The sequence below is a fragment of the Alicycliphilus sp. T452 genome, assembly GCF_054512775.1.
Window position 1 is genome coordinate 58033 of the sequence record NZ_JBTNEH010000015.1, and the last position, 26199, is coordinate 84231.

The 26199-nt window shown below is 71.5% G+C and carries 22 protein-coding genes; 9 read left to right on the forward strand and 13 right to left on the reverse strand.

Features of this window, described 5'->3' with window-relative positions:
- Positions 1-31: 31 nt before the first annotated feature.
- From ACX12L_RS14235 to ACX12L_RS14245, 3 genes are all read right to left on the reverse strand, one after another.
- Complete coding sequence (locus tag ACX12L_RS14235) at positions 32-1081, reverse strand: ABC transporter substrate-binding protein (protein WP_459263190.1); 1050 nt, start codon at positions 1079-1081, stop codon at positions 32-34.
- The gene (locus ACX12L_RS14240) at positions 1078-1617 is read right to left on the reverse strand and encodes a DUF2478 domain-containing protein (protein ID WP_459263191.1); all 540 of its coding nucleotides are present in this window, start codon (positions 1615-1617) and stop codon (positions 1078-1080) included. The genes ACX12L_RS14235 and ACX12L_RS14240 overlap by 4 nt, the downstream gene beginning before the upstream one ends.
- 88 nt (positions 1618-1705) lie before the next feature.
- The gene (locus ACX12L_RS14245; protein ID WP_459263192.1) at positions 1706-3685 is read right to left on the reverse strand and encodes a TonB-dependent receptor plug domain-containing protein; all 1980 of its coding nucleotides are present in this window, start codon (positions 3683-3685) and stop codon (positions 1706-1708) included.
- Positions 3686-3983: 298 nt separating this feature from the next.
- Here ACX12L_RS14245 and ACX12L_RS14250 point away from each other — a divergent pair, with 298 nt between their 5' ends.
- A complete protein-coding gene (locus tag ACX12L_RS14250; RefSeq protein ID WP_459263193.1) occupies positions 3984-4577 on the forward strand; it encodes a hypothetical protein in 594 nt (197 codons plus the stop codon).
- On the opposite strand, the gene ACX12L_RS14255 is transcribed toward ACX12L_RS14250, so the two are convergent.
- Positions 4559-5935 (reverse strand): TIGR03862 family flavoprotein, encoded by a 1377-nt coding sequence (locus ACX12L_RS14255; RefSeq protein ID WP_459263194.1) that lies wholly within the window; start codon positions 5933-5935, stop codon positions 4559-4561. The genes ACX12L_RS14250 and ACX12L_RS14255 overlap by 19 nt on opposite strands.
- Between ACX12L_RS14255 and ACX12L_RS14260 the strand changes: the two genes are divergently transcribed.
- The 3 genes from ACX12L_RS14260 to ACX12L_RS14270 all read left to right on the forward strand — a co-directional run bounded on the left by ACX12L_RS14260 (position 5934) and on the right by ACX12L_RS14270 (position 8032).
- Positions 5934-6179, forward strand: coding sequence for a hypothetical protein (locus ACX12L_RS14260; RefSeq protein WP_459263195.1), 246 nt, complete (start codon positions 5934-5936; stop codon positions 6177-6179). The genes ACX12L_RS14255 and ACX12L_RS14260 overlap by 2 nt on opposite strands.
- Positions 6176-7060 carry a pirin family protein gene (locus ACX12L_RS14265; protein ID WP_459263196.1) on the forward strand — a complete coding sequence of 295 codons (885 nt, stop codon included), beginning with the start codon at positions 6176-6178 and terminating at the stop codon, positions 7058-7060. Before ACX12L_RS14260 ends, ACX12L_RS14265 begins: the two co-directional genes overlap by 4 nt.
- A 90-nt stretch (positions 7061-7150) precedes the next feature.
- Entirely contained in the window at positions 7151-8032 is an 882-nt protein-coding gene (locus ACX12L_RS14270) for a pirin family protein (RefSeq protein ID WP_459263197.1), read from the forward strand.
- A 22-nt stretch (positions 8033-8054) separates the two neighbouring features.
- Here ACX12L_RS14270 and ACX12L_RS14275 read toward each other — a convergent pair whose 3' ends face one another.
- Both ACX12L_RS14275 and ACX12L_RS14280 read right to left on the reverse strand, forming a co-directional pair.
- On the reverse strand, positions 8055-11339 hold the full coding sequence (locus ACX12L_RS14275; RefSeq protein ID WP_459263198.1) for a UvrD-helicase domain-containing protein: 3285 nt from the start codon (positions 11337-11339) through the stop codon (positions 8055-8057).
- Entirely contained in the window at positions 11332-13899 is a 2568-nt protein-coding gene (locus ACX12L_RS14280; RefSeq protein WP_459263199.1) for a PD-(D/E)XK nuclease family protein, read from the reverse strand. The genes ACX12L_RS14275 and ACX12L_RS14280 overlap by 8 nt, the downstream gene beginning before the upstream one ends.
- 102 nt (positions 13900-14001) lie before the next feature.
- Between ACX12L_RS14280 and trxA the strand changes: the two genes are divergently transcribed.
- From trxA to ACX12L_RS14305, 5 genes are all read left to right on the forward strand, one after another.
- A complete protein-coding gene (trxA, locus tag ACX12L_RS14285) occupies positions 14002-14334 on the forward strand; it encodes a thioredoxin TrxA (RefSeq protein WP_059401122.1) in 333 nt (110 codons plus the stop codon).
- A 221-nt stretch (positions 14335-14555) separates the two neighbouring features.
- The gene (gene rho, locus ACX12L_RS14290; RefSeq protein ID WP_459263200.1) at positions 14556-15818 is read left to right on the forward strand and encodes a transcription termination factor Rho; all 1263 of its coding nucleotides are present in this window, start codon (positions 14556-14558) and stop codon (positions 15816-15818) included.
- Between the two features lie 95 nt (positions 15819-15913).
- Entirely contained in the window at positions 15914-16168 is a 255-nt protein-coding gene (locus ACX12L_RS14295) for a type B 50S ribosomal protein L31 (protein ID WP_013519305.1), read from the forward strand.
- Between the two features lie 130 nt (positions 16169-16298).
- On the forward strand, positions 16299-17996 hold the full coding sequence (locus ACX12L_RS14300; RefSeq protein WP_459263201.1) for a hypothetical protein: 1698 nt from the start codon (positions 16299-16301) through the stop codon (positions 17994-17996).
- Positions 17996-19354, forward strand: coding sequence for an MATE family efflux transporter (locus ACX12L_RS14305; RefSeq protein WP_459263202.1), 1359 nt, complete (start codon positions 17996-17998; stop codon positions 19352-19354). The genes ACX12L_RS14300 and ACX12L_RS14305 overlap by 1 nt, the downstream gene beginning before the upstream one ends.
- Here the strand turns inward: ACX12L_RS14305 and phoR are convergent.
- From phoR to pstS, 7 genes are all read right to left on the reverse strand, one after another.
- Positions 19317-20684 (reverse strand): phosphate regulon sensor histidine kinase PhoR, encoded by a 1368-nt coding sequence (gene phoR / locus ACX12L_RS14310; protein WP_459263203.1) that lies wholly within the window; start codon positions 20682-20684, stop codon positions 19317-19319. The two genes, ACX12L_RS14305 and phoR, sit on opposite strands and share 38 nt — an antisense overlap.
- Positions 20685-20757: 73 nt before the next feature.
- Positions 20758-21453, reverse strand: a complete 696-nt coding sequence (phoB, locus tag ACX12L_RS14315) for a phosphate regulon transcriptional regulator PhoB (RefSeq protein ID WP_459263204.1) — start codon at positions 21451-21453, stop codon at positions 20758-20760.
- The gene (gene phoU, locus ACX12L_RS14320) at positions 21450-22151 is read right to left on the reverse strand and encodes a phosphate signaling complex protein PhoU (protein ID WP_459263205.1); all 702 of its coding nucleotides are present in this window, start codon (positions 22149-22151) and stop codon (positions 21450-21452) included. The genes phoB and phoU overlap by 4 nt, the downstream gene beginning before the upstream one ends.
- The gene (gene pstB, locus ACX12L_RS14325) at positions 22148-22933 is read right to left on the reverse strand and encodes a phosphate ABC transporter ATP-binding protein PstB (protein ID WP_459263206.1); all 786 of its coding nucleotides are present in this window, start codon (positions 22931-22933) and stop codon (positions 22148-22150) included. Before pstB ends, phoU begins: the two co-directional genes overlap by 4 nt.
- A 31-nt stretch (positions 22934-22964) precedes the next feature.
- Positions 22965-23846 carry a phosphate ABC transporter permease PstA gene (pstA, locus tag ACX12L_RS14330; protein ID WP_459263207.1) on the reverse strand — a complete coding sequence of 294 codons (882 nt, stop codon included), beginning with the start codon at positions 23844-23846 and terminating at the stop codon, positions 22965-22967.
- Positions 23847-23907: 61 nt separating this feature from the next.
- Positions 23908-24846, reverse strand: coding sequence for a phosphate ABC transporter permease subunit PstC (pstC, locus tag ACX12L_RS14335; protein WP_459263246.1), 939 nt, complete (start codon positions 24844-24846; stop codon positions 23908-23910).
- A gap of 97 nt (positions 24847-24943) precedes the next feature.
- A complete protein-coding gene (pstS, locus tag ACX12L_RS14340; protein WP_459263208.1) occupies positions 24944-25984 on the reverse strand; it encodes a phosphate ABC transporter substrate-binding protein PstS in 1041 nt (346 codons plus the stop codon).
- Positions 25985-26199: the final 215 nt, after the last annotated feature.

The following is a 26199-nucleotide window of genomic DNA, read 5'->3' on the forward strand; positions in this document are numbered from 1 at the left end:
CTGGGGCCCGATTCGACTCATATTCCAAGCCCTAGCCCTCCAGCAGCCTGCGCACGTCCTGCGCCGACAGGCTGGCGCCGTAGAACGACTGGTAGAAGCGCCGCACGGCCTCGGGGAAAGGCTCCAGCGCGCGCAGCGCCGGGTGGCCGGGGTGCAGGCGCTCCAGCAGCCAGCGCACGCCGATCAGGCGGTTCACGCCCGGGGGACCGTCCAGCCAGCCGAAGGGCAGCGCGGGCGCGCAGTGCACCCGCCCCGCGCCCACGGCGGCGATGCCGCGCCACAGCGGGTCGGCGAGCACGCGGCGCGCGAAGGCCGCGTCCTGCGTGACGATGACCTCGGGGTTCCACAGCAGGAGCTGCTCCAGCGACACGCGCGTGAGCGAGCCCTGGCCCGTCTCGGCCGCCACGTTGCGGCCCGCGCAGAAGTCCAGCAGCTCCACGTTGATGGAGCCGGCGCGACCCGTCTCCAGCCCGTCCGCGCCGCGCCCGTAATACACGCGCGGGCGCTGGCCTGGCGGCACGCTGGCGCGCACCCGCCCTGCCAGGGCTATTGACGCTTCGGCTTCAAGGGCCAGCCGCTCGCCGCGTTCGGCCACGCCCAGCAGGCGGCCCACCTCGCGCAGCTGCGCGGCGTGGTCGGCGATGCGGCCCTGCACCAGCACCGTGGGCAGGCCGGTCTGCTCGCTCACGCGGCGCACGCCGGAGACGTAGGTGGCGTCCGCCGTACCCGCGTCCAGCACCAGGTCGGGCGCCAGCTGCAGCAGCGATTCGAGCGGCACCGTGCTACCGCGCCCCGACAGGCGCCCCGTGTGCGGCAGCGCGCGCAGCTGCGGCCCGAGCAGCGCGCGCGCCTCGTCGCCGAGCGTGAGCGGCCAGCCGAGCAGCTTTTCGGGCGCGAGCGCCGCCACCAGCACGCCCGCGGGCGGGCCCGCCGCGAACACCTTGCGCACGCGCCCGGGCGGGGGCAGCGCGCCCGAACGCCCGCCGAATTGCGCGACGATCACGCTTTCCGCGCCTTGGGCGCGAACGCGCGCGGCCGCGAGCGCCAGCGGCAGCTGCAACAGCAGGCGCCGGCGCATCATGCCGGCACCTCGCGGCCCACGGCCAGCGTGAACCAGGACCGCAGCGCGGCCATGCGCGGGGGCAGCTCCTCGCCCATTCCGCCCGTGAACCGGCGCCAGGCATCGAGGTGCTTGGCCGCGACCACGGTGAGCACGGGAATGCCCTCGCCCGCCAGCGCCGCCAGCTCGGCCGCATGGCCGCCGCCCGTGGCCTCCAGCGCGCCGAAGCGGTTGCCGACGGCCAGGTGCACCCGGTCGGCCAGCGCCTGGCGCAGCACGCCGCTGGCCTGCGCGACGCCGTCCGGGTCGAGGCAGCACGCGCGCGAGAGCGGCCCGAGGTCCTGCGAGATGGAGAACACCTGGCCCGTGCGCATGTCCACGAGCTGCAGGCGCGGCTTGCCGCCGCCAGCGGCCGGCACGCACTGCTGCGCGAGCCCACCCACGCGCCAGCCCGCGCGCTGCAGGTCCTGGCAGAACTCCAGCACCAGCGCGTCGGCCGCGTCGCCGCCGTCCATGTCGCCGCAATACACCAGGGCCGCCAAAGGATGTGTCGCCATGTCGGATCTCCGCACGCAACCGGCATGGCCCGGGCCAGCCGCCGCCGCGCAAGGGCCGCCCCGCCGCACTGGGGGACGGTCAGAATCGTCAGAATCTATAGGTGCCATTAAGGTACCAGAACCGTCCGGGCATGGGGTGGCCGTCGGCCAGTTCGTACCACTTGTCGCCCAGGTTGTTCACGCCGAAGTCGAGCGCGAAATCCTTCGCGGGCTTGTAGACCGCCTTGATCCCGGTGGTGCCGAAGCCGCCGAGCTGCCGGTAGGCGCCGTCGAAGTTCACGCGGCGGCCCTGCTCGGCCTCCAGCGTGGCATGCAGCTCCCACTGCGCGCCGGGCAGCCAGCTGACGGCCGCGAACAGGCGGTGGCGCGGCGTGTCCACCAGCGTCACGCTGCGGTTGCTCAGGTTGGTGCGCCGCAGGTAGGTGTAGCTGGCGTTCGCGCTCCACTGGGCCGAGAACTGCTGCGCCAGCGACAGTTCCAGCCCCTGATTGCGCGTGCGGCCCACGTTCTGCGCCTGGTCGCAGGTGGTGCCGCCGCAGGCGCCGGAGGGCACCACCACGGTCTGGATCTGGTCGTTCACGCGGCTGTGGAACACGGCCGCCTGGCCCTTGCCGCCCGCCCAGGGCCGGCCGCTCACGCCCAGCTCGAAGTGGTTGGCGACCTCGGGCTTGAGGTCGGGGTTGGGCAGCGCCCGGCCCATGCGCGCGGAGTAGCGGTCCTTGATGGTGGGGAAGCGCGTCTTGTGCGAGACCACGGCGTACACCTCGTCGCCCTGCTGGGTGAGCGCGTAGCCCAGCCGGGCCAGGCCGTTGGTGGCGTTGGTCGAGCCCTTGGGCCAGTAGTAGACCTCCTTGGCGTCGCGCTTCTCATGGCTCGCGCCCAGGGTCAGGCGCCAGCGGTCGGACAGGGTGATGGTGTCCTCGGCCACCAGCGAGGTGGTCACGTCGCGGTAGAACTGGCCGGCGTCGTCGTGCTCGTCGACCTTGTAATGCGCGGCGAAGCGCAGCTCGTGGCTGCGCAGGCTGTAGTTGGCCCACTCGATGGTCGCGCCCTTGCTCACGTCCTTGTAGGCGCTCGTGGGGTCGTGGCGCGAGTAGGTCGCGTCGTTGTAGATGTCCAGCCCGTTCTCGTAGGTGTCGTGGTACACGCGCGTCTTGAGCACGTTGTCGCCGCCGATGCGCGTGGTGCTCAGGAAGTAGATGCTGTCCTTGTCCCAGTACGGCCAGCGCCAGTAGCGCACGGCGTTCCTCTGCGCGGACTTGCCGGTATAGACCGGGTTGCCCTTCTCGCCCTCCTGGCGCACGTAGCCCAGTGCGTATTCGTCGGTGGCGTTGGGCGTCAGGCCCAGCTTGAACGACAGGCGCTCGTCGGTGCGGTAGGCATTCTCGCGGCTGCCGCCGGTGTCCGTGGGCTTGCTCTTGTAGTCCTTGAACCCCTTGGGCAAGGGGAAGCTGTCGGCGTCCAGGTACGAGGCGCCCAGCTGGTAGTACCAGCTGCCCTGGTTGCCGCCCAGGTTGACCGCCGCCTTGCGCGTCTGCCCCGAGCCGAAGCCCAGGCGCGCATCGCCCTCGAACGGCTTGACCGGCTTGCGCGTGACGAGGTTGATCGCCCCGCCCAGCGTGTTGGGGCCGTAGAGCAGCGAGGCATCGGCCTTGGCGACGCGGATCTCGGCCAGGTCGAACGTGGTGAAGCGGCCGAAGTCCACGTAGCCGTCATAGGGCACGTACAGCGGCACGCCGTCGACGAACACCGGCACCTGGCGCGAGTCGAAGCCGCGCACGTAGATCATTTCCTCGTTGCGGGCGCCGACGCGCGAAATGCTCACGCCGGGCAGCAGCCGCGCCGCATCGGACACGGTGTCGGCGTTGTAGCGCGTAATCTCCTCCTGGCCCAGCACGGCCTCGTCCGCCGCATGGCTCTTCACCGGCGCGCCGATCACGGTCACCGTGCCCAGCTCGAAGACCCCGTCCGCCGCCTGCACGGCCCCCGCGGAAAGCCCCAACGCCAACAGCACCGGACCAGCCCCGCTGCGCCCGCGCCCCCGTTTCGCCGATACCCTCTCTGCCATTTCGACCTCCTCGATTCGCTATAGAAATTTCTATATAGCGGTGGACAAAACACATGCCGCTGCCTGGCCCAGGCTTGGCAGTGGCACTCCATGGTTTTCGTAATATATATCCAGATATAACGAATTGTGACGATCCGCGCCCTGGCTCTGATGTGAATCAATTCCGGCGCCCATCCGGAAGGAGGCAGCCGCCGCGGGGCTCCGTCCTACACGGCAAAGCGCCCTCCTGGGACTGCACGGAAAACGCGCGCGCCCATACTGGAGGGCAACGATCGCCCTTCACGCCCGGAGTGACGCCATGCCATCGCCCGCGACAGCACGGACACGCGCTTACCGCCTGGGCCTGGCGTTGCTGCTGGCCGGCGGCCCCCTGTGCCCGGCGATGGCCCAGACGGGCTTTGTCCCGCCTGCCCCGGCCATGGCATCCATGGAAATCTCCGGCGCCGCCGCCCCCCTGGATACGCAGGGCGAATCCCTGCGCCTGGACGTCACGCGCTGGATGCCGCCCGGCCGCGCCGGCAGCCTGGGATTCTCGCTCGGCCTGGTGCTGCCCACCCAGGCCGACCTGCGGCCGTACACCACGGCCGTGGCCCCGTGGGGGAGCGACATCGGGGTGCGCTGGCGCACGCCGCTGGGCAGCGGCCGCCACCTGGACATGGCCGTCTGGGCCCGCACGGCCCGGCCCGCCCAGGAGGCCGACGCCATGGGCATGATCTGGCACCGCGAGCAAGGCAGCTACGGCACGCGGCTGGAGGTGCAGTGGACCACCTCGCGCACCCGCGGCCTGGTGCCCGAGTTCGGCGCCATCGGCGTGCAGCTGCAGGGCGACTCGCGCCTGCTGCTGCGTGCGCGGGGCGGCGGGCCCATGCTGTACTACCGCACCAAATTCTGAAGCAGATGCGCCGCGCCCTCGCCCGCCGCGCGGCCCGAGGCAAGGCAGGCGGTGAGGAGGTAGCCGCCCGTGGGCGCCTCCCAGTCCAGCATCTCGCCCGCGCAGAACACGCCGGGCGCGGCGCGCAGCATGAGCTGCGCGTCCAGCGCCTCGAAAGGCACGCCGCCGGCGGTGCTGATGGCCTCCTGCAGCGGGCGCGCCGCCACCACGGTGATGGGCAGGGCCTTGATGGCGCGGGCCAGCGCCGCCGGGTCGGTCATGCCGTCCTTGCCCAGTTGCTCGTAGAGGATGGCGGTCTTGATGCCGTCCAGCCCCAGGCGGCCCTTGAGGTGGCTGGGCAGGCTGCGCGAGCCGCGCGGGTGGCGCACCCCGGCCAGCACGCGCTCGGGCGTGTGGTCGGGCAGCAGGTCCAGATGGAAGGTCGCATGGCCGTGCGCCGCGATCTCGTCGCGCAGCAGGCTGGAGACGGCGTAGACCAGGCTGCCCTCCACGCCCGTGGCCGTGGCCACGAACTCGCCGCGGCGCTCGAACCGGCGGCCCTGGCTGTCGGTGAACGACAGCGCCACCGACTTGAACGGCTGGCCCGCGAAGCGCTCGGCGAAGAACGGCGTCCAGCCCACGGCGGGCGCGGGGCCGCGCCCCAGCAGTTCGAGGAAGAACGCGCGGCGCGTCTCGCCCACCGGAGCGTCCACACGCGGCACGTCGAAGCCGCAGTTGGCCGGCACCAGCGGCGCGATGTCCACGCCGCGCTGCTCCAGCAACGGCACCCAGGCCCCGTCGGAGCCCAGGCGCGGCCAGCTGGCGCCGCCCAGCGCCAGCACCACGGCGCGCGCATCCGCCAGCGCCTCGCCCGCGGGCGTGGCGAAACGCAGCCGCTGCACGCCATCGTCGGCAGCGCCATCGGCCCAGCCCAGCCAGCGGTGGCGCATGTGCAGCTGCACGCCCTGGCCGCGCAGGCGGTGCAGCCAGGCGCGCAGCAGCGGCGCGGCCTTCATGTCGGCGGGGAACACGCGTCCCGAGGTGCCGACGAAGGTCTGCGCCCCCAGCGCATCGGCCCAGGCGCGCAGCTGCTCCGGGCCGAAGGCCCGCAGCCAGGGCGCGAGCTGCGCCTGGCGCGCGCCGTAGCGCGACAGGAACTGTTCCAGGGGTTCGGAGTGCGTGAGGTTCAGCCCGCCCTTGCCCGCCAGCAGGAACTTGCGCCCCACGGAGGGCATGGCGTCGAACACATGCGCGCGCAGGCCCGCGGCGGCCACGGCCTCGGCGGCCATCAGGCCGGCCGGGCCGGCGCCGACGACGGCGACGTCGCAGTGCGGCGCGCGGGGGGAAGGATCGGAGGAATCGGCCGGAACGGAAGACATGCGCCGATCATCCCAGATCGTCCGGGCCTTCCGCCGGAAAGCCCCGGCTGCTTTTCATTTGATAGCTGCCAGCGCTTACCCCGACTGGCTTGCAGGCCAATTTCACTTCAAATTCAGAAAATCGCTCCATTTCCAGGACGATCTGGTGAAAAACAGGCTATTTATTTCCGATTGGCGCGCCCATACCATTCAATCATGCGCCGACACAGGGCCGGCGCGCCACGCAAGCCTGGAGAAACCATGAGCACCCCCTTCAAGCAAGTCCTGTCCACCCGCAGTGCGCCCGACCGCCACTGGGTGGGCGACGGTTTTCCGGTCCACGGCATGTTCGGCTACGACGGCGAGGGCGTGGCCGAGCGCAGCCCCTTCCTGCTGCTGGACTACGCGGCGCCCACCCGGTTCGACCCCCACACCGGCTACCGGCGCGGCGTGGGCCAGCACCCGCACCGCGGCTTCGAGACCGTGACCATCGTCTACGACGGCGAAGTGGAGCACCGCGACTCCACCGGCGCCGGCGGCGTCATCGGCAAGGGCGACGTGCAGTGGATGACCGCGGGCGGCGGCATTCTCCACGAGGAATTCCATTCGCAGGCCTACAGTCGCAGCGGCGGCCCGTTCGAGATGGTGCAGCTGTGGGTCAACCTGCCCGCCAGGGACAAGATGACGCCCGCGCACTACCAGGGCATCACGGATGCGCAGATCCCGTCCGTCGCCCTGCCCGGCGACGCGGGCCGCGTGCGCGTGATCGCCGGCGCGTTCGGGGGCGCGCAGGGCCCGGCACGGACCTACTCGCCCCTGAACGTATGGGACGTGCGCCTGGCCGCCGGCAAGCTGGCCGACCTGCGCCAGCCCGAGGGCTGGAGCACGCTGATCGTGGTGCTGGACGGCACGGTGGCGGTCAATGGCGCCACCGCGCTGCACGCCGCAGAGATGGCCACGCTGTCCAACGCCGGCACGGGCGTGACCATCGAGGCCCGGGACGATGCCAAGCTGCTCGTGCTGGCCGGCGAGCCCATCGCCGAGCCCGTGGTCGGCTACGGCCCGTTCGTGATGAACAGCCGGCAGGAGATCGCCCAGGCGGTCGACGACTTCAACCGCGGGCGCTTCGGCAGCATGGGCCGATAGCGGGCGGGAGCGCGGCGCCGCTCCCTGCCCCCTATTGCCGGCACAAGGCGCCATGCTGTGAAATACTCCATTGAACGAGCGGAGACCCCCATGACCGACACCTTCACCCGCATCCCCGCCCGCACCGCCGAGATCGGCGGCGGCGTGCCGGTGGCGCGCATGCTGCCCTCGCGGCACAGGCGCACCATCGGCGCCTGGTGCTTCCTCGACCACGCCGGGCCGGCCCGCTTCGCGGCGGGACAGGGCCTGCGCGTAGGCCCGCACCCCCACACCGGGCTGCAGACCTTCACCTGGATGCTGGAGGGCGAGGTGCTGCACCGCGACAGCCTGGGCAACGAGCAGGTCATACGCGCCGGCCAGGTCAACCTGATGACCGCCGGCCGCGGCATCGCGCACACCGAGGAGTCGGTGGCCGGCGAGACGCGGCTGCACACGGCGCAGCTGTGGATCGCGCTGCCCGAGCGCGTGGCCGACATGGCGCCGCGCTTCGACCATTACCCCGACCTGCCGCGCTGGAACGAGGGCGGCGCCGAGGCCGTGCTGCTGGCCGGCGCGTTCATGGGCCGGCAATCGCCCGTGCTGGTGCACACGCCGCTGGTGGGCGTGGACTGGCATGCGCCGCGGGACGCGGCGCTCACGCTGGCGCTCGACCCCGCTTTCGAATACGGCCTGGTGCCGCTCACCGGCCCCGCCACAGCGCAGGGGCAGGCCCTGGCGGCCGACGAGCTGCTGTACCTGCCGCCCGGCGCCGGCACGCTGCGCCTGGAGCTGCCCGCCGGCACGCGCGCGCTGCTCATCGGCGGCGCGCCGTTCCGCGAGGACATCACCATCTGGTGGAACTTCGTCGGCCACGGCAAGCCCTACATCGCGCAGGCGCAGCGCGACTGGCAGGCGCACAGCGAACGCTTCGGCGAGGTGCGCGGCTTCGACGGCCCGCGCATCGAAGCGCCGCCCGTGCCCTGGGCGCCATAGGACCTGTGAACACTATGGCGAATCAGCCCTCCTCCAGCCCCAGCTCCACCAGGCGCCCGTCCCCGCTCAGGAACGCGGCCCCCACCGCTTCGCCGGGCACCTGCGCCCGCACGGCCTCGCGGTAGCGCTGGAGCTGGGCGACGAGATCGCCCTGGCGCTCGGGCTGCGCGGCGCTCTTGTAGTCCAGCACCCACCAGCGCGCGCCGCCGCGCCTCTCGCGCAGGCAGACCAGGCGGTCCAGGCGCAAGCCCTGGCCCTGGTGGGTGAGCGGCGCCTCGTTCACGGCCAGCTCCAGCCGCGTCTCGTCCCAGGCCCAGGCGCCCGCGCCGTTGAGGATGGCCTGGGCCATGCGGGCGGCGGCCCGGGCGGCGGGCAGCGGCAGGGCGAACTCGCGCGCGAGCTGCGCCAGGCGCTCCTGGCCCCAGCCCCGGGCGCGGGCCTCGGCCAGCGGCAGGCCGGCCACGCCGACCTGCTCCAGCAGCGCGTGCATGGCCTGGCCCTGGCGGGATGCCAGGCTGTCCTGCGCCGGCTGCCGTGGCGCGGCCACGGGCAGGCCGGGCGCCGCGGGCAGGCGCGGCAGCTCCAGCAGGGTGAAGGTGCCGTCGCCCGCATCCTGCGCGCCCATGGCGCCGGCCTGCGGGTCCGCGTCCTGCTCCATGAGCGGCGCCAGGCGCGCCCACCAGCTGCCGGGGTTGGCGCTGCCCGATTGCACGCAGGACAGCGCCAGGCACTGCTTGGCGCGCGTGACGGCGACGTACAGGGTGTTGAGCGCCTCGCGCTGGCGCTCGGCCTGCTCCGCCGCCATGGCGCCCTCGGCGCTGGGCGGCGGGCTCGATTCGCTGGCCAGGAAGATGAAGCGCCGGGGCAGCGGCTCTTCGCCGGGCCAGTCGACGAGTACGGCCATGGTCTCGGCGTTCTTGGGGCGCGCGTCGGTGTCCAGCAGCAGCACGCTGTGGGCTTCCAGCCCCTTGGCGCCGTGCACGGTGAGCAGGCGCACGGCCTGGGCGTCGGCGCGCGCGGGCGCCGCGATGCCGCCCTTCCTGAGCGCGCGCACGAAGGCGTAGGGCGTGAGGTAGCGCCCGCCGTCCTGCTGCAGCGCGGCGCCCAGCAGCGCGCGCAGGTTGGCCAGCACGCCGGCGCGCTGCGGCGCGGGCGCGCAGGCGGCAAAGCGCGCCAGCACGTCGCCATGCTCGTAGATGGCCTGCAGCGCGTCGTGGGGGGGCAGCCTGTCCACCCATCCCCGGTATAGAGCCAGATCGGCCGCCAGGGCGCTGCAGTCAAGCGCCAGCAGCTCTTGTTTTTGCAGCAGATCGAACCAGCTCAGGTGCGCGTGCCGTTCCTGGCGGCGCAGCAGGGCCAGTTCGGTGAGCAGCGCGTCGTCGGCGCCGAACAGCGGCGACTTGAGCGCGCGCGCCAGCGACAGGTCGTGCGCGGGCGAGACCAGCGCGTCCAGCAGCGCGACGAGGTCCTGCACCTCGGGGGCCTGGGCCAGGTCGGCCTTCTCGGGCTGCACGCAGGGGATGTGCAGGGCGCGCAGGGCCTCTTCCATGCGCGCCAGGCGTTCGCGCTGGCGCGCCAGCACCATGATCTCGCTGGCGGGCAGGCCGGCGGCCAGCTGCGCCGCCACCCATTGCGCGGCCTGGGCGCTCTCGGCCATGCGCAGGGTTTCCTCGGCCTCGTGGCGCGGCGCGTTCAGGCTGTCGCGCCAGGCGAGCGGGTCGGCCGCGCCGCCTCCGGCGCGCGCGTCCGTCCGGGCGATGGGCGGCAGGCGCAGCAGCCGGCCCGCCTCCTGCGATTCGGTCGTGTGCGCGCGAAAGCCTTCGTATTCCCGCTGCGCCTGCGCGGCCTGCATGGCGGCGTTGACCACGCCGATCACGCCCTGCGCATTGCGCCGGGTGTGGTCGCAGGCCAGCAGGTCGCCGCCGAGCGCCTCGCGCACGAAGGCCTGCGCGGCCTTGAACACCTGGGGCTCGGCGCGGCGAAAGCGATAGATGCTCTGCTTGGGGTCGCCCACGATGAACACGCTGGGCGGGCGCTGCCCCCCGCCCGCGCCCGCGTAGCCCGCCAGCCAGGTGTGCAGCGCCTGCCACTGCAGCGGGTTGGTGTCCTGGAACTCGTCCACGAGCAGGTGGCGCACGCGCGCGTCCAGCCGCTCCTGCACCCAGCCGGAGAGCACGGGGTCGGACAGCAGCGTGAGCGCCGTGCGCTCCACGTCGTTCATGTCCACCCAGCCATGCGCGCGCTTGACCGCGCCGAAGCATTCGATCAGGCGGCGCGAGAGGCGCGCCATGCGCTGCTGGTGCAGCCATGCGGCGTGCTGGCGGCAGGCGTCGCGCAGCGTCTGCGCCTCGTCCTGCGCGGCGGTGACGGCCTCGGGGCGCGACTTGCCGAAGGCGCGCGGCGTGCCCTCGCCGTCCTTGGTGAACAGCGCGGCCAGCACGCCGCTCCAGTCGCCGGCCTGCAGGGCGGCCATCAGCTCCGCCCCCTTGGCGGCGAAGCTCGGTGCCAGCGGCATGAGCGCGCGCGCCGCGTCTTCGAGCATGGCCCGCCCGGCGGCGCGGCGCAGCAGCCAGTCGCCCGGGTGCTCCACGCCGGCCAGGCGTTCATAAACCTCGCCGAACGGCGGCACCGACGCATCGACGATGCCCGCCTCGTCCGACAGCAGGAACTCCACGCGCTTGTCCAGCGCCGCCTCCAGCGCCTTGTGCGTCTGCGAGCGGCCATGCGCGGCGACGACGGCCTCGTAGTCGGCGCGCAGCGCGTCGTCGCCGGCCACGGCCTCCAGGTACGGCCGCCAGACCTCGGCCTTGGCCTGCGCGTCGTCTTCGAGCAGTTCGTAGTGCGTGGGCAGGCCGCGCTCCTGCAGCAGCGCCAGCGGGGCCGTGGAGAGCAGCGCGGCAAACCAGCTGTGGAAGGTGCGGATCTGCAGCGGGCGGCCGCTGGCCAGCAGCTGCTGGTACAAGTTTCGTAGCTGCTCGCGCTTTCCCCGTGCGGCGTCAAGGCCGATTCCGCGTGCAACCAGCTCCCTTTCGAGATCCTCGGGCGCGACGTGGGCGAACTGCTCCAGCCATTCCTGCAGGCGCTGGCGCATCTCGCCGGCGGCCTTCTTGGTGAAGGTGATGGCCAGGATCTCGTGCGGCGCGCTGCCGTCGAGCAGCGCGCGCAGCATGCGCGAGACCAGCATCCAGGTCTTGCCCGCGCCGGCGCAGGCCTCCACCGCCACGCTGCGCGCGGGGTCGCAGGCGATGGCGTAGAAGGCTTCGCGCGAGACCGGGCGGCCGTTGTGTTCGTAGGCGGCTCTATTCATTCCAGAAATCCTTGCGGCACAGGCCGCGCGCGGCGCACCAGTCGCACACGCTGCCCTCGCCCAGCGCGGGCAGGCCCGCGCCCTGCGCGATGCGGTCGAAGTCGTCGCGTATGCCGGCCAGCAGCGCGTCGCGCAGCTGCTCCACATCGGACGCCTCGAAGGTCCTGGTCTCGCCGCGCTCGCCCACGTTCACGTAGGCGGCACGCAGGGGGCCGCGCCCTTCGGGCATGAGGGCGGCGTAGAAGGCGAGCTGGGTGTCTTCGGTGCCCGCCTGCACGCGCGCCCTGGTGGCCTGGCTGCCCTCGGTCTTGTAGTCGATGACCAGGGAGGCGGCGCGGCCTTCTGCGTCTTTGGCCTCGTCGATGCGGTCGAGCTTGCCCACCAGCTCCAGGCTGCCCTGCCCGAGCGCCAGGCGCTGCTGCGCCTGCACCTCGGCCTGGGCGAACTGCGCGCCGCCGGCCTCGTGCTCGTCCAGCCAGCGCAGGTAGCCGTCGCGCAGCTGCGGCCAGCCGCTCGCGTAGGGCAGGAAGTCGCTGCCGGCCAGGCCCAGCTGCTCGCGCGCCTGGCTGGCCGCGGCGTCCAGGCGCGCGCTGCGCTCGGCCGCGTCCCGCGTGGGCGCGTCGCGCAGGCCTTCGTGGAAGCGCTGCAGCACCGCGTGCAGCCAGGTGCCGAAGTCGCGCTTGTCCAGCTCGGACTCCAGCTCGTCCTGTTCCTGCAGGCCGAGCTGGCGCAGCGCGTAGAAGCGGTAGGGGCAGTGGCGCAGGTCGGCATAGGCCGATGCCGACAGCTGCGCCACGGGCAGGCGCGCGCCCACGGGCCAGGGGCGCGGCGTGGCGCCGGGCGCAACGGCGCGCGGCAGGCGGGTGTCCTGCGGCGCCTGCGCATGCAGGGCGGGCGGCAGCGCCAGCACCAGGGGGCTGGCCAGCAGCGGCTCTCCGCCCTCGCTGCCGCGCCACAGCACGTCTACCCAGGGGGTCTGCAGGGCGTCGGACCAGGCGGCGCGCTGGGCGGCCTCCAGCGCCTCGCGCGTGGGCAGGGCCAGGGCCTGGCGCTGGGCCTGGGTCCATGGCCCGGGGGGCTCGGGGGCGGCCTGCAGGCGCTTTTCGTCGCAGCCGGCCAGCACCAGGGCGGCGAAGGGGCGGGCCAGCAGCTGCGGCAGGGGCAGCACCACGAGGTCGGCGGCCGCGTCCTGCTCCCAGTCGGGCTTGAAGCGGGTGGCCTCCAGCACCTGGTCGGCCCAGTGGCCGAAGTCGCCCGGCGAGAGCCCGCGCCCCGCCCCTTCGGCGTCGGCCAGGCTGTCCTCCAGGCCCTCGGCCAGGTGCAGCTCCAGCAGCACGCGCTCGCCCGCGTCGTCCTGCTGCAATGCATCCCACTGGCCGCTGGCCTGCAGAAGCTGGCGCAGGCCGCGCAGCCATTCGGCCAGGGGGCGCGCGGCGCGCATCGGCGCGCGCAGGGCCTCGACCTGCGCGACGGTGGCGGCAATGGCGGGCCGGCCCTGGGCGCGGCCCGGGGCGCTGCTCCAGCGGCCCACGGCGTTGCGGCGCAGCCATTGCTCCAGGGCGCGCAGGGCCGGCTCCTCGATCGCGGGCACGGCCTTGAGCCAGTCGAGCACCGCATCGCTGCCCGCGTCCCAGGCGCAGGCGCGCAGCGCCGCCATGGCCTGGGCAGCGGCGCGGGTGGTGGACAGGGTCCAGCCGTTCTCGTCCCTGGCCGCGAGCCCCGCGCCCTGCAGCAGCGCGGTGATGCGCCGCACCAGCGCGCGGTCGGTGCCGGCCAGGGCCACGGGCACGCGGCCGGCCTGCACGTGGGCGATGGCGCAGGCGGCGGCGCGCTGGGCCTCGTCCTCGGCGTCCAGCGCGCGGTGCAGGCAGACCCGCCCCTGGCCCGCGGGCGCCTGCCACAGCGGCAGGGCCAGGGCCCTGTCGCCCCAGGCCGCGCACAGTGCCTGGGCCAGCGCGTCGGGCTGAAAGCCCTGCAGCAGCACCAGCGCATCCACGGCGGCGCGCACGCCGGGCTCGAACAGCACGTCGGTCGCATGGCGCGAGGCGGCCACCCATTCCAGCGCCACGCGCGCCACGGCGGCCTCGTAGCGCAGGGCGCTGCCCTCGCCCGCCAGGCCCAGCACACCGCGCTGGCGCTCAAGCCACTCGGCGCGCCGCCCCGGCGCCACGGCGGCGGCCACGGGGGCGAGCTGGCCGGCCGCCTCCAGCAGCGGGGCGAGCAGCATCTCGCGCTGCGCGGCGAGGCCCGCGCGCTCCAGCAGCGCGGCGCCGGTGAAGCGGTCGCGCGCCACGTCGTGCGCGAAGTCCAGGCCCTGGGGCACGAAGCCCGCCAGCTGCCGCGCCCAGTTGCGCGTGGTCTCGAAGCGCGGCGCAAAGCCGTCGCCCTGCCAGCGCGCCCATTGGCGCTGCGCCTCGGCCATGAGCTGGGCATAGGGCACGAGCACCACGGCGCGCGCCGGGTGCACGCCGCGGCGGCGGACATGGGCCTGCACCGCCTGCAGGGCGCCCCGCCACATGGGTGCGGCGGCGCGGGCATCGTCTTTCGCTATGACTGTCATAGCGTCTGGCGGGCCGGGCACACCGGCGGATGGGGGATTGGTTTCTGTCACAATGGTCCGAATTTAACCTCTGACCCATCCGCCAAATCCCAAGGAACACCCATGGCAAGCGACCTCATCAAGCAACTGTCTGACGCCAGCTTCGAAGCCGACGTGCTCAAGTCCTCCACGCCCGTGCTGGTGGACTACTGGGCCGAATGGTGCGGCCCCTGCAAGATGATCGCCCCCATCCTCGACGAAGTGGCCGGCGCCTACCAGGGCAAGCTGCAGGTGGCCAAGATGAACGTGGACGACAACCGCGAGATCCCCGCCAAGTTCGGCATCCGCGGCATTCCCACGCTGATGCTGTTCAAGGACGGCCAGCTGGCCGCCACCAAGGTCGGCGCCATGAGCAAGGCGCAGCTCACGGCCTTCATCGACCAGCAACTGGGGTGATGCGCCCCGCGCTGGCCAGCCCGGTGCGCGGCTGGCCGGCGTGCAGTGTGAAGGCGCGGGAATTTTCCTGTCATAATCCGCGCTGATCCCCTAGCCGCACATATCCAGCAGCGGCCGGTTCCGGTCACTGGCTCGCCAGGGCAACCCAAGGCCCGCATGGCACGCAGCCGCCTCCCTTCCAGTCCCAAGACATACATCCACTCCGCCGCAGGAGTCATTTCATGCACCTTAACGAACTCAAGGCACTGCACGTGTCCGAGGTCCTCAAGCAGGCCGAAGCCCTGGAAATCGAAAACGGCGGCCGCATGCGCAAGCAGGAGCTGATGTTCGCCATCATCAAGAAGCGCGCCAAGGCCGGCGAGCAGGTGTTTGCCGACGGCGTGCTCGAGATCCTGCCCGACGGCTTCGGCTTCCTGCGCAGCCCCGATTCCAGCTACACCGCCAGCACCGACGACATCTACATCAGCCCCAGCCAGGTGCGGCGCTTCAACCTGCACACCGGCGACATGATCGAGGGCGAGGTGCGCACGCCCAAGGACGGCGAGCGCTACTTCGCGCTGACCAAGCTCGACTCCGTCAACGGCGGCCCGCCCGAGCAGAACAAGCACAAGGTGATGTTCGAGAACCTCACGCCGCTGTTCCCCAAGGAGCAGATGAAGCTCGAGCGCGACATCAAGGGCGAGGAGAACATCACCGGCCGCATCATCGACATCATCGCCCCCATCGGCCGCGGCCAGCGCGCGCTCATCGTCGCGCCCCCGAAGAGCGGCAAGACGATGATGATGCAGAGCATCGCCCACGCCATCACGGCCAACCATCCCGACGTGCACCTGATGGTGCTGCTGGTGGACGAGCGCCCCGAGGAAGTGACCGAGATGCAGCGCTCGGTCAAGGGCGAGATCATCGCCTCCACCTTCGACGAGCCCGCCGCGCGCCACGTGCACGTGGCCGAGATGGTGATCGAACGCGCCAAGCGCCTCGTGGAGCTGAAGAAGGACGTGGTGATCCTGCTCGACTCCATCACCCGCCTGGCGCGCGCCTACAACAACGTCGTGCCCTCCAGCGGCAAGGTGCTCTCGGGCGGCGTGGACTCCAACGCGCTGCAGCGCCCCAAGCGCTTCTTCGGCGCGGCGCGCAAGGTCGAGGAAGGCGGCAGCCTGACCATCATCGCCACGGCCCTGGTCGATACCGGCAGCCGCATGGACGAGGTGATCTTCGAAGAGTTCAAGGGCACGGGCAACTGCGAAATCCACCTGAGCCGGCGCCTGTACGAGAAGCGCGTGTTCCCCGCCATCGAACTCAACAAGAGCGGCACGCGCCGCGAGGAACTGCTGCTCGCGCCCGAGATCCTGCAGAAGACCCGCATCCTGCGCCAGTTCATGTACAACATGGACGAGATCGAGGCCATGGAGCTCATGATCAAGAACATGAAGGCCACCAAGACCAACGTGGACTTCTTCGACATGATGCGCCGCGGCGGCTGAGCCGGGCGCGCAGCCGTTGTGCCATAATCGAGAGCTTTTTGCGGAAAGTACGCCAGGCTGGCTGGCACGGCTCCCGCTGACCTGAAAGAGAAATCATGAAAGAAGGCATTCACCCCAACTACCGCGAAGTGCTGTTCGTGGACCTGTCCAACGGCTTCAAGTTCGTGACCCGCTCCTGCGTGAACACGAAGGAAACCGACACCTTCGAAGGCAAGGAATACCCGCTGTTCAAGCTGGACACCTCGTCCGAATCCCACCCCTTCTACACCGGCACGCAAAAATCCGTGGACAACATGGGCGGCCGCGTGGAGCGCTTCCGCAACCGCTTCGGCAAGACCGCAGCGAAGTAAGCAACGCAGCCCCCGCCCACCGGCGCGTGGGCCCGTTGCAGCACGCCCCAAGGCAGCCCGGCTTCACCGCGCTGCCTTTTTTCTTGCCGCCAGGGCCCTTCCCGTCCAACCGCAACGCCGCGCAGCCCGAGTGATCCATCCCACGCCCGCCATCGTCGCCCAGAGTGCCGTGCGGCCCCTGCCCCGCTGGGCCCTGCTGCTGCTGTGCCTGGCCTATGCCATACCCGGCTTCGTCGGGCGCGCGCCCTGGCGCCATGCCGACGTGGCCTCGTTCGGCTACATGCATGAGCTGGCCCTGGGCCGCACGGACTGGATGAACCCGCTGCTGGCCGGCATGCCGCCCGATGGGGATGGCCTGCTGCCCTACTGGCTGGGCGCATGGGCCATCGACGCCCTGAATGGGTGGCTGTCGCCCGCGATGGCGGCCCGGCTGCCGTTCATCGCGCTGCTGCTCCTGACCCTGTCCGCCACCTGGTACGGCGTGTACTACCTGGCGCGCGGCCCTGGCGCCCAGCCCGTGGCCTTTGCCTTCGGCGGCGAGGCCAGGCCCGCCGACTATGCCCGCGCCATCGCCGATGCCGGCCTGCTGGCCCTCATCGCGAGCCTGGGGCTGGCCCAGCTGTCGCACGAAACCACCGGCTACCTGACCCAGCTGTGCGGCACGGCGCTGCTGTTCGCCGCCGGCGCCGCCATGCCCTGGCGCATGGCATGGCCGGTGGCCGCCGCCGTGGCCGGCCTGCTGGGCCTGGTACTCAGCGGCGCGCCGACGCTGGCCGTGCTGCTGGGGCTGGGCTGCGCCTGGCTGGTGTGGTGCGGCAAGGAGGCGCCCGCGACCCGGCGCGGCGCAGCGTCGGCAGTGCTGCTGGCATCGACGCTGGGCGCCGCCCTGCTGGCCTGGCTGCTGGACCTGTGGGCCTGGCGCATCGAGGGCTTGGGCGACGGCAAGGAGTGGCACAGCCTGCTGCGCCTGTTCATCTGGTTCAGCTGGCCGGCCTGGCCGCTGGCCCTGTGGACGCTGTGGCGCTGGCGCCGCCTGATCGTCAGCCGGCAATGGCACCGCCACCTGCTGCTGCCGCTGTGGTTCGTGCTGGTGGCCGTGGGCGCCACGCTGACCACGCGGCCCTCGGACCGCGCGCTGCTGCTGGGCCTGCCGGCGCTGGCGACGCTGGCGGCCTTCGCCCTGCCCACGCTGCGCCGCAGCATCTCGGCGCTGATCGACTGGTTCACGCTGCTGTTCTTCAGCGCGTCGGCCATCGCCATCTGGGTCATCTGGCTGTCGGTGCAGACCGGCGTGCCCGCCAAGCCCGCGGCCAACGTGGCCAGGCTGGCGCCGGGCTACGAGCCCGCGTTCTCGGCCCTGGCCTTCGGCGTGGCCCTGGCGGCCACGGCCGCCTGGTGCGCGCTGGTGGCCTGGCGCACGGCGCGCAACCGCCCGGCCATCTGGAAGAGCCTGGTGCTGCCCGCCAGCGGCGCCACGCTGGGCTGGCTGCTGATGATGACGCTGTGGCTGCCGCTGCTGAACTACGGCCGCAGCATGGAGGCGCAGGTGGCGGGCGTGGCCGCCGCCATCACCGACAGGCAGGGCTGCGTGGCCAGCTATGGCCTGAGCCGCGCCCAGATCGCGGCCCTCACGTACCACGGCCAGTTGCGCGTGGAGGCGGTCTCCGAGCTGCCGCTGTGCAACTGGGCCGTGGCCGACGCGGCCATGGGCCCGGCCGTGGCGACGCTGCTGCCGCCTGCGGAATGGCGCGCGGTGGCCAGCATCGGCCGCCCCACGGACCGCAACGACAGGATACTGGTGCTGCACCGCGTGGACGTGGAGCGCTGATGTCCGAGCTGTCCATCATCTCGCGCCACGCGTTCACCGTGCTGGCCGGGCAGCTGGCCGTGATGGCCTTCGGCGTGACCGACACCATCGTCGCCGGCCGGCATGCGCAGGAGTCGCTGGCCGCGCTGTCCATAGGCTCGGCCGTCTTCATCAGCGTGTACGTGGCGCTGATGGGCGTGCTGCAGGCGCTGCTGCCCGTCTGGGCCGAGCAGCGCGGCGCGGGCGCGCAGGGCGCCATAGGCGCAAGCGTGCGCCAGTCGCTGTACCTGTGGGCCGTGGCCTGCGTGCTGGGCATGGCGGTGCTGCTCTCGCCCGGCCCCATCCTGCAATGGACCGAGGTGCCGCCGCAGCTGCGCGCCGAGGTGCGCGCCTACCTCGCGATCCTGGCCTTCGGCCTGCCGCCGGCGCTGCTGTTTCGCATCTACAGCACGCTGAACCAGGCCCTGGGCCACCCGCAGCTCGTGACCTGGCTGCAGGTGGGGTCGCTGGCGCTCAAGGTGCCGCTGTCGATCTGGTTCACCTTCGGCGGCGCGGGGCTCGCCCCCCAGGGCGCGGCGGGCTGCGCCTGGGCCACGCTGGCGGTGAACTACGGCCTGCTGCTGGTGGGCTGGAAGATGCTGCGCGGCCACCCCATGTATGCGCCGCTCGCGCTGTGGCGCCCCATGGAGCGGCCCGACGGGGCGCAGCTGGGGCGCTTCATGCGCCTGGGGCTTCCGGCCGGGCTGTCGATCCTGGTGGAGGTCACCTCGTTCACGCTCATGGCGCTGTTCATCGCGCGCCAGGGCGCGCTGGCCTCTGCCGCGCACCAGATCGCATCCAACCTGGCCGCCGTGCTCTACATGGTGCCGCTGTCGCTGGCCATCGCCACCAGCGCGCGCGTGAGCTACTGGCGCGGGGCCGGCGACGAGCAGCGCGCCGGCGCCACGGCCTTGAAGGGTTTTTGGCTTGCAGCGCTCATGGGGTGTGCTCTTGCAGCTACGCTTTCAATAGCACGACAACCCATCGCCAGCCTGTATTCGACCAGCGCCGAGGTGGTGGCACTGGCCACTTCGCTGCTGCTGTGGGTGGCGGCCTACCACGTGGCCGATGCGCTGCAGACGCTGTGCATCTTCGTGCTGCGCAGCTACCGCATCACCCTCGCGCCGCTGCTGGTCTACGGCGTGCTGCTGTGGGGCGTGGGCCTGTATGGCGGCTACCGGCTGGCCTACCACGGCCTGGCCGGCTGGGGGCCGCTGCACTCCCCCGCCCCGTTCTGGGCCGCCAGTGCCGCGGCCCTGGGCGTGACGGCGCTGGTCTTCAGCGCGCTGCTGCTGGGCGTGCTCAGCCTGCAGCGGCGCCACTTTGCGCGGCGGGACTGACGCCGCGCACGCGCGCCGCCGGGAAGCGCACGCCGAACACCGAGCCCTGCCCCAGCACGCTGGAGATCTCCAGCGCGGCCCCATGGCGCTGCACCACGTGCTTGACGATGGCCAGGCCCAGGCCCGTGCCGCCCGTGTCGCGCGAGCGGCTGCGGTCCACGCGGTAGAAGCGCTCGGTGATGCGCGGCAGGTGCTCGGGCGCCAGGCCCGGGCCCGTGTCGCGCACCGTGAAGCGCGCGCCGCCGTCGGCCAGCAGCTCCCACGCCACGGTGATGCTGCCGCCCGCGGGCGTGTAGCGCACGGCGTTGTTGACCAGGTTGGCCAGGGCGCTTTGCAGTTCCGCGGCGATGCCCGCCACCTGGCCCGCCGCCTGCGCCTGCGCGGGCGTGGGAAAGACGAACCTGTGCTGCTGCGCCGGCGTGCGCGCGAGCGTGGCCGAGAGCGCGCGCGCCTCGTCCTCGCAGTGGCGCAGCAGAGCGCAGACCGGCACCCACTCGGCCATGCCCGGCGGGGGGCTGCCCTCCAGGCGCGACAGCGTCAGCAGGTCCTGCACCAGGTGCTGCATGCGCGCGGCCTGCTGCGCCATCAGGCCCAGGTAGCGCGCGCGCTCGTCCTCCTGCAGCGGCAGGGTCTGCAGGGTCTCGACGAAGCCGACCAGCACCGTGAGCGGCGTGCGGATCTCGTGCGAGACGTTGGCCACGAAGTCGCGCCGCATGGCCTCGGCCTGCTCCAGCGCGGTGACGTCGCGCGACAGCATGAGGCGGCGCCCGTCGCCGTAGGGGTGCAGCTGCACCGACAGCGTGACGGGGTGTGCGGCGCTGCTCTCGCGCCCCGGCAGCAGCACGCCCTGGGCGTAGTCGCCCGCGGCCAGGTAGTTGCTGAAGGCGGGGTCGCGCAGCAGGTTGCCCACGGACTGCATGAGGTCCCGCTCGGCCTGCAGGCCGAAATGCTGGGCCGCCGTCTGGTTGCACCATTCGATGCGGCCCTGGGCGTCGAGCAGGATGACGCCGTTGGGCGAGGCCTGCAGGGCCGCGAGGAATTCCTGCAGGCGCGCGTCGCTGGCGGCCGCCCGCTGCTCGCGCTGGCGCAGCAGGCGGCGCATGCGGTCGCAGGCCTCGCCCCACGGGCCGCGCAGCGCCGGGGCCCGGGCCGGCTCGCCGTCCTGGCGCAGCCAGCGCAGCACGCGCAGGCCCTGCCAGGATTCCCAGCCCCAGCACAGCCAGGACGCCAGCGCCACGCCCGCGGCCAGCCCCCAGGGGCCGGCGGCCCAGCCGCCCGCCGCCGCGCCCAGCGCCTGGGCGCACAGAAAGATCGCAAAGCGCCAAGGCATGCCGTGCTTACCGGTAGGTTTGAATGAAATAAGACTCTAGCGCAATACCATCAAGCGCTGGCAGCTATCATTTTCACTTTCCGCCCTGCGCCGTGAGGCGGTAGCCCGCGCCGCGCACGGTCTCCAGCATCGGGCTGGCCTCGCCCAGCGCCTCGCGCAGGCGCTTGACGTGCACGTCCACCGTGCGCTCCTCGATGTAGACGTGGTCGCCCCAGATCTTGTCGAGCAGCTGGGCGCGGCTGTGCACGCGCTCGGCGTGCTTCATGAGGTAGTGCAGCAGCTTGAACTCCGTCGGCCCGAGCTTCAGGGGCTGGCCCTGGAAGCTCGCGCGGTGCGTGGCGGCGTCCAGGCTCAGGGCGCCGATGGCGACGCTGTCGGCCACCTGCTCCGGCGCCCGGCGGCGCAGCACGGCGCGTATGCGCGCGAGCAGCTCCTGGGTGGAGAAGGGCTTGGTGATGTAGTCGTCGGCGCCGGCATCGAGCCCCGCCACCTTGTCGGGCTCGTCGCCGCGCGCCGTCAGCATCAGGATGGGCACGCCCTTGGTGCGCGCGGTGGAGCGCCACTTGCGCGCCAGCTGCAGGCCGCTCATGCCGGGCAGCATCCAGTCGAGCAGGATCACGTCGGGCAGCACGGCGTCCAGCTCGCGCTGGGCGGCCTCGGCGTCCTCGGCCCAGATGGGCGTGAAGCCGTTGTGGCGCAGGTTCACGGCGATGAGCTCGGCGATGGCGGCCTCGTCCTCGACGACGAGGACATGGGGAAAGGGTTTCATTGCACGACCGATTCGATGTCTTCCAGGGCGGTATGGCGCACGTCCTTGCCCTCCACCAGGTAGATGATGAGCTCGGCCACGTTCTTGGAGTGGTCGCCGATGCGCTCGATGGCCTTGGCCAGGAACAGCAGGTCCAGGCTCGCCGAGATGGTGCGCGGGTCTTCCATCATGTAGGTGATGAGCTTGCGCACGAAGCCGTCGAACTCGCGGTCGATCAGGTCGTCCTCCTTGAGGATGGCCAGCGCCGTGCGGGTATCGAGGCGCGCGAAGGCGTCCAGCGCCTTGCGCAGCAGGCCCGCGGCCAGGTCGGCCGCCATGCGCAGGTCGCTGCTGGGCAGCGAGCGCGCCGCGCCGCTCTCGATGATGGAGCGCACCATGCGCGCCATGCGCGTGGCCTCGTCGCCCATGCGCTCCAGGTTGGCCGTGGCCTTGGAGAACGCCATCAGCAGCCGCAGGTCGCGCGCCGTGGGCTGGCGCCGCGCGATGATGGTGGTGAGCTCGTGGTCGATCTCCACCTCCATCTGGTTGACGCGCTGCTCCAGCGTCTCGACCTGCGCGGCCGCCTCCAGGCTGAACTGCGACAGCGCGGCGATGGCCTGGCGGATCTGCGACTCGACCAGGCCGCCGAGCTCCATGACGCGGCCCGAGACCTGGTTGAGCTCGCTGTCGAACTGCGAGGAAAGGTGCTTGTCGGTCATCCGAATCTCCCTGTGATGTAGTCTTCCGTCTCCTTGCGCCGGGGCTTGAAGAACATCTGCTCGGTGGCGCCGAACTCCATCAGCTCGCCCAGGTACATGTAGGCCGTGTAGTCGCTGCAGCGCGCCGCCTGCTGCATGTTGTGCGTGACGATGACCACCGTGTACTCGTCCTTCAGCTCGGCGATCAGTTCCTCGATCTTGGCCGTGGAGATGGGGTCCAGCGCCGAGCAGGGCTCGTCGAGCAGCAGCACCTCGGGCCTGATGGCGATGCCGCGCGCGATGCACAGGCGCTGCTGCTGCCCGCCCGACAGGCCCGCGCCGCTCTGGTGCAGCTTGTCCTTCACCTCGCCCCACAGCGCGGCCTTCCTCAGCGCCCATTCCACGCGCTCGTCCATGTCGCTGGCGCTCAGGCTCTCGAACAGCTTCACGCCGAAGGCGATGTTGTCGTGGATCGACATGGGAAACGGCGTGGGCTTCTGGAACACCATGCCCACCTTGGCGCGGATCAGCGCCACGTCCTGGCGGCTGGCGAGCAGGTCGTCGCCGTCGAGCAGGATCTGCCCCTCGGCGCGCTGCTCGGAGTAGAGCTCGAACATGCGGTTGAAGGTGCGCAGCAGCGTCGACTTGCCGCAGCCCGATGGCCCGATGAAGGCCGTGACCTTGTTCTCGGGAATGTCGAGGTTGATGCCCTTCAAGGCATGGAACCTGCCGTAGTAGAAGTTCAGGTCGCGGACCGTGAGCTTGGGCCGCGCGGCGGCGGCGGTGTTCTTGGTGGAAGGCATGTGCGTCTTTCCAGGGAGCAATCCTGCTTCTTTACTTTTGGCGCGTGAGCACGCGGGCCAGTATGTTCAGCCCGAGCACCGCCAGCGTGATGAGGAACACCGCGGCCCAGGCCAGCTGCTGCCAGTTCTCGTACGGGCTCATGGCGAACTTGAAGATGGTGACCGGCAGGCTGGCCATGGGCTTGGAGAGATCCGAGTTCCAGAACTGGTTGTTGAGCGCCGTGAACAGCAGCGGCGCGGTCTCGCCCGAGATGCGCGCCACGGCCAGCAGCACGCCCGTGATGACGCCGGCGCGGGCGGCGCGCAGCGTCACCATGAGGATCACCTTCCACTTGGGCGCGCCCAGCGCGTAGGCGGCCTCGCGCAGGCTGGCGGGTACCAGTATCAGCATGTTCTCGGTGGTGCGTATCACCACCGGAATCACGATCAGCGCCAGCGCCATGATGCCCGCCCAGGCCGAGAAGCTCTTGAAACGGGCCACGACCACCGCGTACACGAACAGGCCGATGACGATGCTGGGCGCGGACAGCAGGATGTCGTTGACGAAGCGCGTGGTGGCCGCGAGCCAGCCGCGCGGGTCGTACTCGGCCAGGTACACGCCCGCCATGATGCCGATGGGCGTGCCCACGAAGGTGGCCAGCAGCACCATGACGAAGGAGCCGAAGATGGCGTTGGCCAGCCCGCCCGCCTCGTTGGGCGGCGGGGTCGTCTGCGTGAACAGGGACGCGCTCAGCCCCCCCAGGCCCAGGCGCATGGTCTCCCACAGGATCCACACGAGCCAGAACACGCCGAACGCCATGGCCAGCAGCGACAGGGCCAGCGCCACCTGGTTCATGCGCTTGCGCGCCGCGTAGCGGGCCTGGCGCGCCCGCGCCAGGTCGGCGCCTGCGATGAGTTTCTGCGAGGTGCTCATTGGATAACCTCCGTGCTTCGCACTGCGGTGCGAGCCCCCTTCGGGACGGCCGTGCGGGGGCTCATGCGCGCGCTCCTTCGTTCTTCTTCAGGCGTGCCAGCAACAGCTTGGACAGGGACAGCACCACGAAGGTGATGAAGAACAGCACCAGCCCCAGGTAGATGAGGGACGCCTGGTGCAGGCCCTCGCCGGCCTCGGCGAACTCGTTGGCCAGGGCCGAGGTGATGCTGTTGGCGGCCTCGAACATCGACAGCGAATTGAGCTGGTTCATGTTGCCGATCACGAAGGTGACGGCCATGGTCTCGCCCAGCGCGCGGCCCAGGCCGAGCATGACGCCGCCCAGCACGCCGGTCTTGGTGTAGGGCAGCACCACCTTCCACACCACCTCCCAGGTGGTGGCGCCCAGGCCGTAGGCCGACTCCCTGAGCAGGGCCGGCGTGACCTCGAACACGTCGCGCATCACCGAGGCGATGAAGGGAATGATCATGATGGCCAGGATGATGCCGGCCGACAGGATGCCTATGCCCACGGGCGGTCCCGACACCAGCGCCCCCAGGTACGGCACGCCGGAGAACAGCGCCTGCAGCGGCTGCTGCACCCAGGTGGCGAGAATGGGGCCGAACACCATCAGGCCCCACATGCCGTAGACGATGGAGGGCACGGCCGCCAGCAGCTCGATGGCCGTGCCCAGCGGGCGCTTGAGCCAGGCGGGCGAGAGCTCGGTGAGGAACAGCGCGATGCCGAAGCTCACCGGCACGGCGATCAGCAGCGCGATGAAGGACGTGGCCAGCGTGCCGTAGATCATCACCAGGCCGCCGTATTCGTTGCCCACCGGGTCCCACTGGCTGCGCACCAGGAAGTCCAGGCCGTAGCGCTCGATGGCCGGCCAGGCGCCATGCACCAGCGAGGCCAGGATGCCCAGCAGCAGCGCCAGCGTGAGCAGCGCCGCGCCGCGCGCCAGGGCGGCGAAGATGCGGTCGGCCAGGGCGCCGGAGAACATGCCGGCGCGCGGCGGCAGGGAGCCGCCGAAGGCGTCGGCGGCCGCCTGCGGCGGCGCCTGGCGGGTGGTCAGCGTAGTGGACACGGTGGTTGCCAGATTACTTCAGGACGATGGGCTGGCCCGCGCCGTCCTTGATATCGGCCCAGGACTTCATGATCACGGCCTTGACGCTCTCGGGCATGCTCACATAGTCCAGGTCGGCGGCGGTTTTGTCGCCCTCCTTGTACGCCCACGCGAAGAACTTCAGCGCCGTGGCGGCCTGCGCCGGCTTGTCCTGCGCCTTGTGCATCAGGATGAAGGTGGCCGAGGTGATGGGCCAGGCCTGCCTGCCGGGCTGGTTCGTGAGGATCTGGTAGAAGCTCTTGCTCCAGTCCGCGCCCGCGGCAGCCGCCTTGAACGTGGCCTCGTCGGGGGACACGAACTGGCCGGCGCCGTTCTGCAGCTGCGCGAACGTCAGCCTGTTCTGCTTGACGTAGGCGTACTCCACGTAGCCGATGGAGTTGGGCAGGCGGCCCACGAAGGCGGCCACGCCCTCGTTGCCCTTGCCGCCGGCGCCCAGGGGCCAGTTCACGGCCGTGCCCTCGCCCACCTTGTCCTTCCAGTCGGCGTTCACCTTGGACAGGTAGTTCGTGAAGCCGAAGGTGGTGCCCGAGCCGTCGGCGCGGCGCACCGGGGCTATGGTCGCGTCGGGCAGGTTCAGCCCGGGGTTCAGGGCCTTGATGGCCTCGTCGTTCCACTTGGTGATCTTGCCCAGGTAGATGTCGCCGAGCACCTGGCCGCTGAGCTTGAGCTGGCCGGGCTGCATGCCCTTGATGTTGACCACGGGCACGATGCCGCCGATCACGGTGGGGAACTGCACCAGGCCTTTCTTCGCGAGCTCGTCGTCCTTCAGCGGCGCGTCGGACGCGCCGAAATCCACCGTCTTGGCCTCGATCTGGCGCAGCCCGGCGCCCGAGCCCACGGACTGGTAGTTGATCTTCACGCCGGTCGCCTTGTGGTAGTCGGCCGCCCACTTGGCATACAGCGGCGCGGGAAAGCTGGCGCCCGCGCCCGTCGCTTCCTGCTGCGCCCAGGCGCCGGAAAACGCGCCCATGGCCACCACACCCGACGCCAGAACCCGAATCGCGGAGAGTTTCATGAAACAGACCTCTTGGTTGAAAAAACTCGATGCCGCCACTCTAGGTGCCGTTTGTGACATCGCCGTGACACCCGTCCGCCATCGCCTGAGCCCTGCCACGGGCATGTCACGCGGCTGTCGCAAACGCCGCGTACGCTCCCGCCGCCGGTCACGAAACACCCACTCCACCATGCCCCTCCAAGCCGCCCTGCCCCGCGCCGCCACGCCCCGCGGGG

Bases quoted from the DNA above. Each gene is read 5' to 3' on its own strand.
- ACX12L_RS14280 (WP_459263199.1), bottom strand. From the start codon at position 13,899: ATGACAGTCATAGCGAAAGACGATGCCCGCGCCGCCGCACCCATGTGG.
- ACX12L_RS14305 (WP_459263202.1), top strand. From the start codon at position 17,996: ATGTCCGAGCTGTCCATCATCTCGCGCCACGCGTTCACCGTGCTGGCC.
- trxA (WP_059401122.1), top strand. From the start codon at position 14,002: ATGGCAAGCGACCTCATCAAGCAACTGTCTGACGCCAGCTTCGAAGCC.
- ACX12L_RS14255 (WP_459263194.1), bottom strand. From the start codon at position 5,935: ATGTCTTCCGTTCCGGCCGATTCCTCCGATCCTTCCCCCCGCGCGCCG.
- pstB (WP_459263206.1), bottom strand. From the start codon at position 22,933: ATGCCTTCCACCAAGAACACCGCCGCCGCCGCGCGGCCCAAGCTCACG.
- phoR (WP_459263203.1), bottom strand. From the start codon at position 20,684: ATGCCTTGGCGCTTTGCGATCTTTCTGTGCGCCCAGGCGCTGGGCGCG.
- ACX12L_RS14250 (WP_459263193.1), top strand. From the start codon at position 3,984: ATGCCATCGCCCGCGACAGCACGGACACGCGCTTACCGCCTGGGCCTG.
- ACX12L_RS14295 (WP_013519305.1), top strand. From the start codon at position 15,914: ATGAAAGAAGGCATTCACCCCAACTACCGCGAAGTGCTGTTCGTGGAC.
- phoB (WP_459263204.1), bottom strand. From the start codon at position 21,453: ATGAAACCCTTTCCCCATGTCCTCGTCGTCGAGGACGAGGCCGCCATC.
- pstS (WP_459263208.1), bottom strand. From the start codon at position 25,984: ATGAAACTCTCCGCGATTCGGGTTCTGGCGTCGGGTGTGGTGGCCATG.
- pstA (WP_459263207.1), bottom strand. From the start codon at position 23,846: ATGAGCACCTCGCAGAAACTCATCGCAGGCGCCGACCTGGCGCGGGCG.
- ACX12L_RS14270 (WP_459263197.1), top strand. From the start codon at position 7,151: ATGACCGACACCTTCACCCGCATCCCCGCCCGCACCGCCGAGATCGGC.
- ACX12L_RS14245 (WP_459263192.1), bottom strand. From the start codon at position 3,685: ATGGCAGAGAGGGTATCGGCGAAACGGGGGCGCGGGCGCAGCGGGGCT.
- pstC (WP_459263246.1), bottom strand. From the start codon at position 24,846: ATGTTCTCCGGCGCCCTGGCCGACCGCATCTTCGCCGCCCTGGCGCGC.
- ACX12L_RS14275 (WP_459263198.1), bottom strand. From the start codon at position 11,339: ATGAATAGAGCCGCCTACGAACACAACGGCCGCCCGGTCTCGCGCGAA.
- ACX12L_RS14260 (WP_459263195.1), top strand. From the start codon at position 5,934: ATGCGCCGATCATCCCAGATCGTCCGGGCCTTCCGCCGGAAAGCCCCG.
- ACX12L_RS14240 (WP_459263191.1), bottom strand. From the start codon at position 1,617: ATGGCGACACATCCTTTGGCGGCCCTGGTGTATTGCGGCGACATGGAC.
- rho (WP_459263200.1), top strand. From the start codon at position 14,556: ATGCACCTTAACGAACTCAAGGCACTGCACGTGTCCGAGGTCCTCAAG.
- ACX12L_RS14235 (WP_459263190.1), bottom strand. From the start codon at position 1,081: ATGATGCGCCGGCGCCTGCTGTTGCAGCTGCCGCTGGCGCTCGCGGCC.
- phoU (WP_459263205.1), bottom strand. From the start codon at position 22,151: ATGACCGACAAGCACCTTTCCTCGCAGTTCGACAGCGAGCTCAACCAG.
- ACX12L_RS14265 (WP_459263196.1), top strand. From the start codon at position 6,176: ATGAGCACCCCCTTCAAGCAAGTCCTGTCCACCCGCAGTGCGCCCGAC.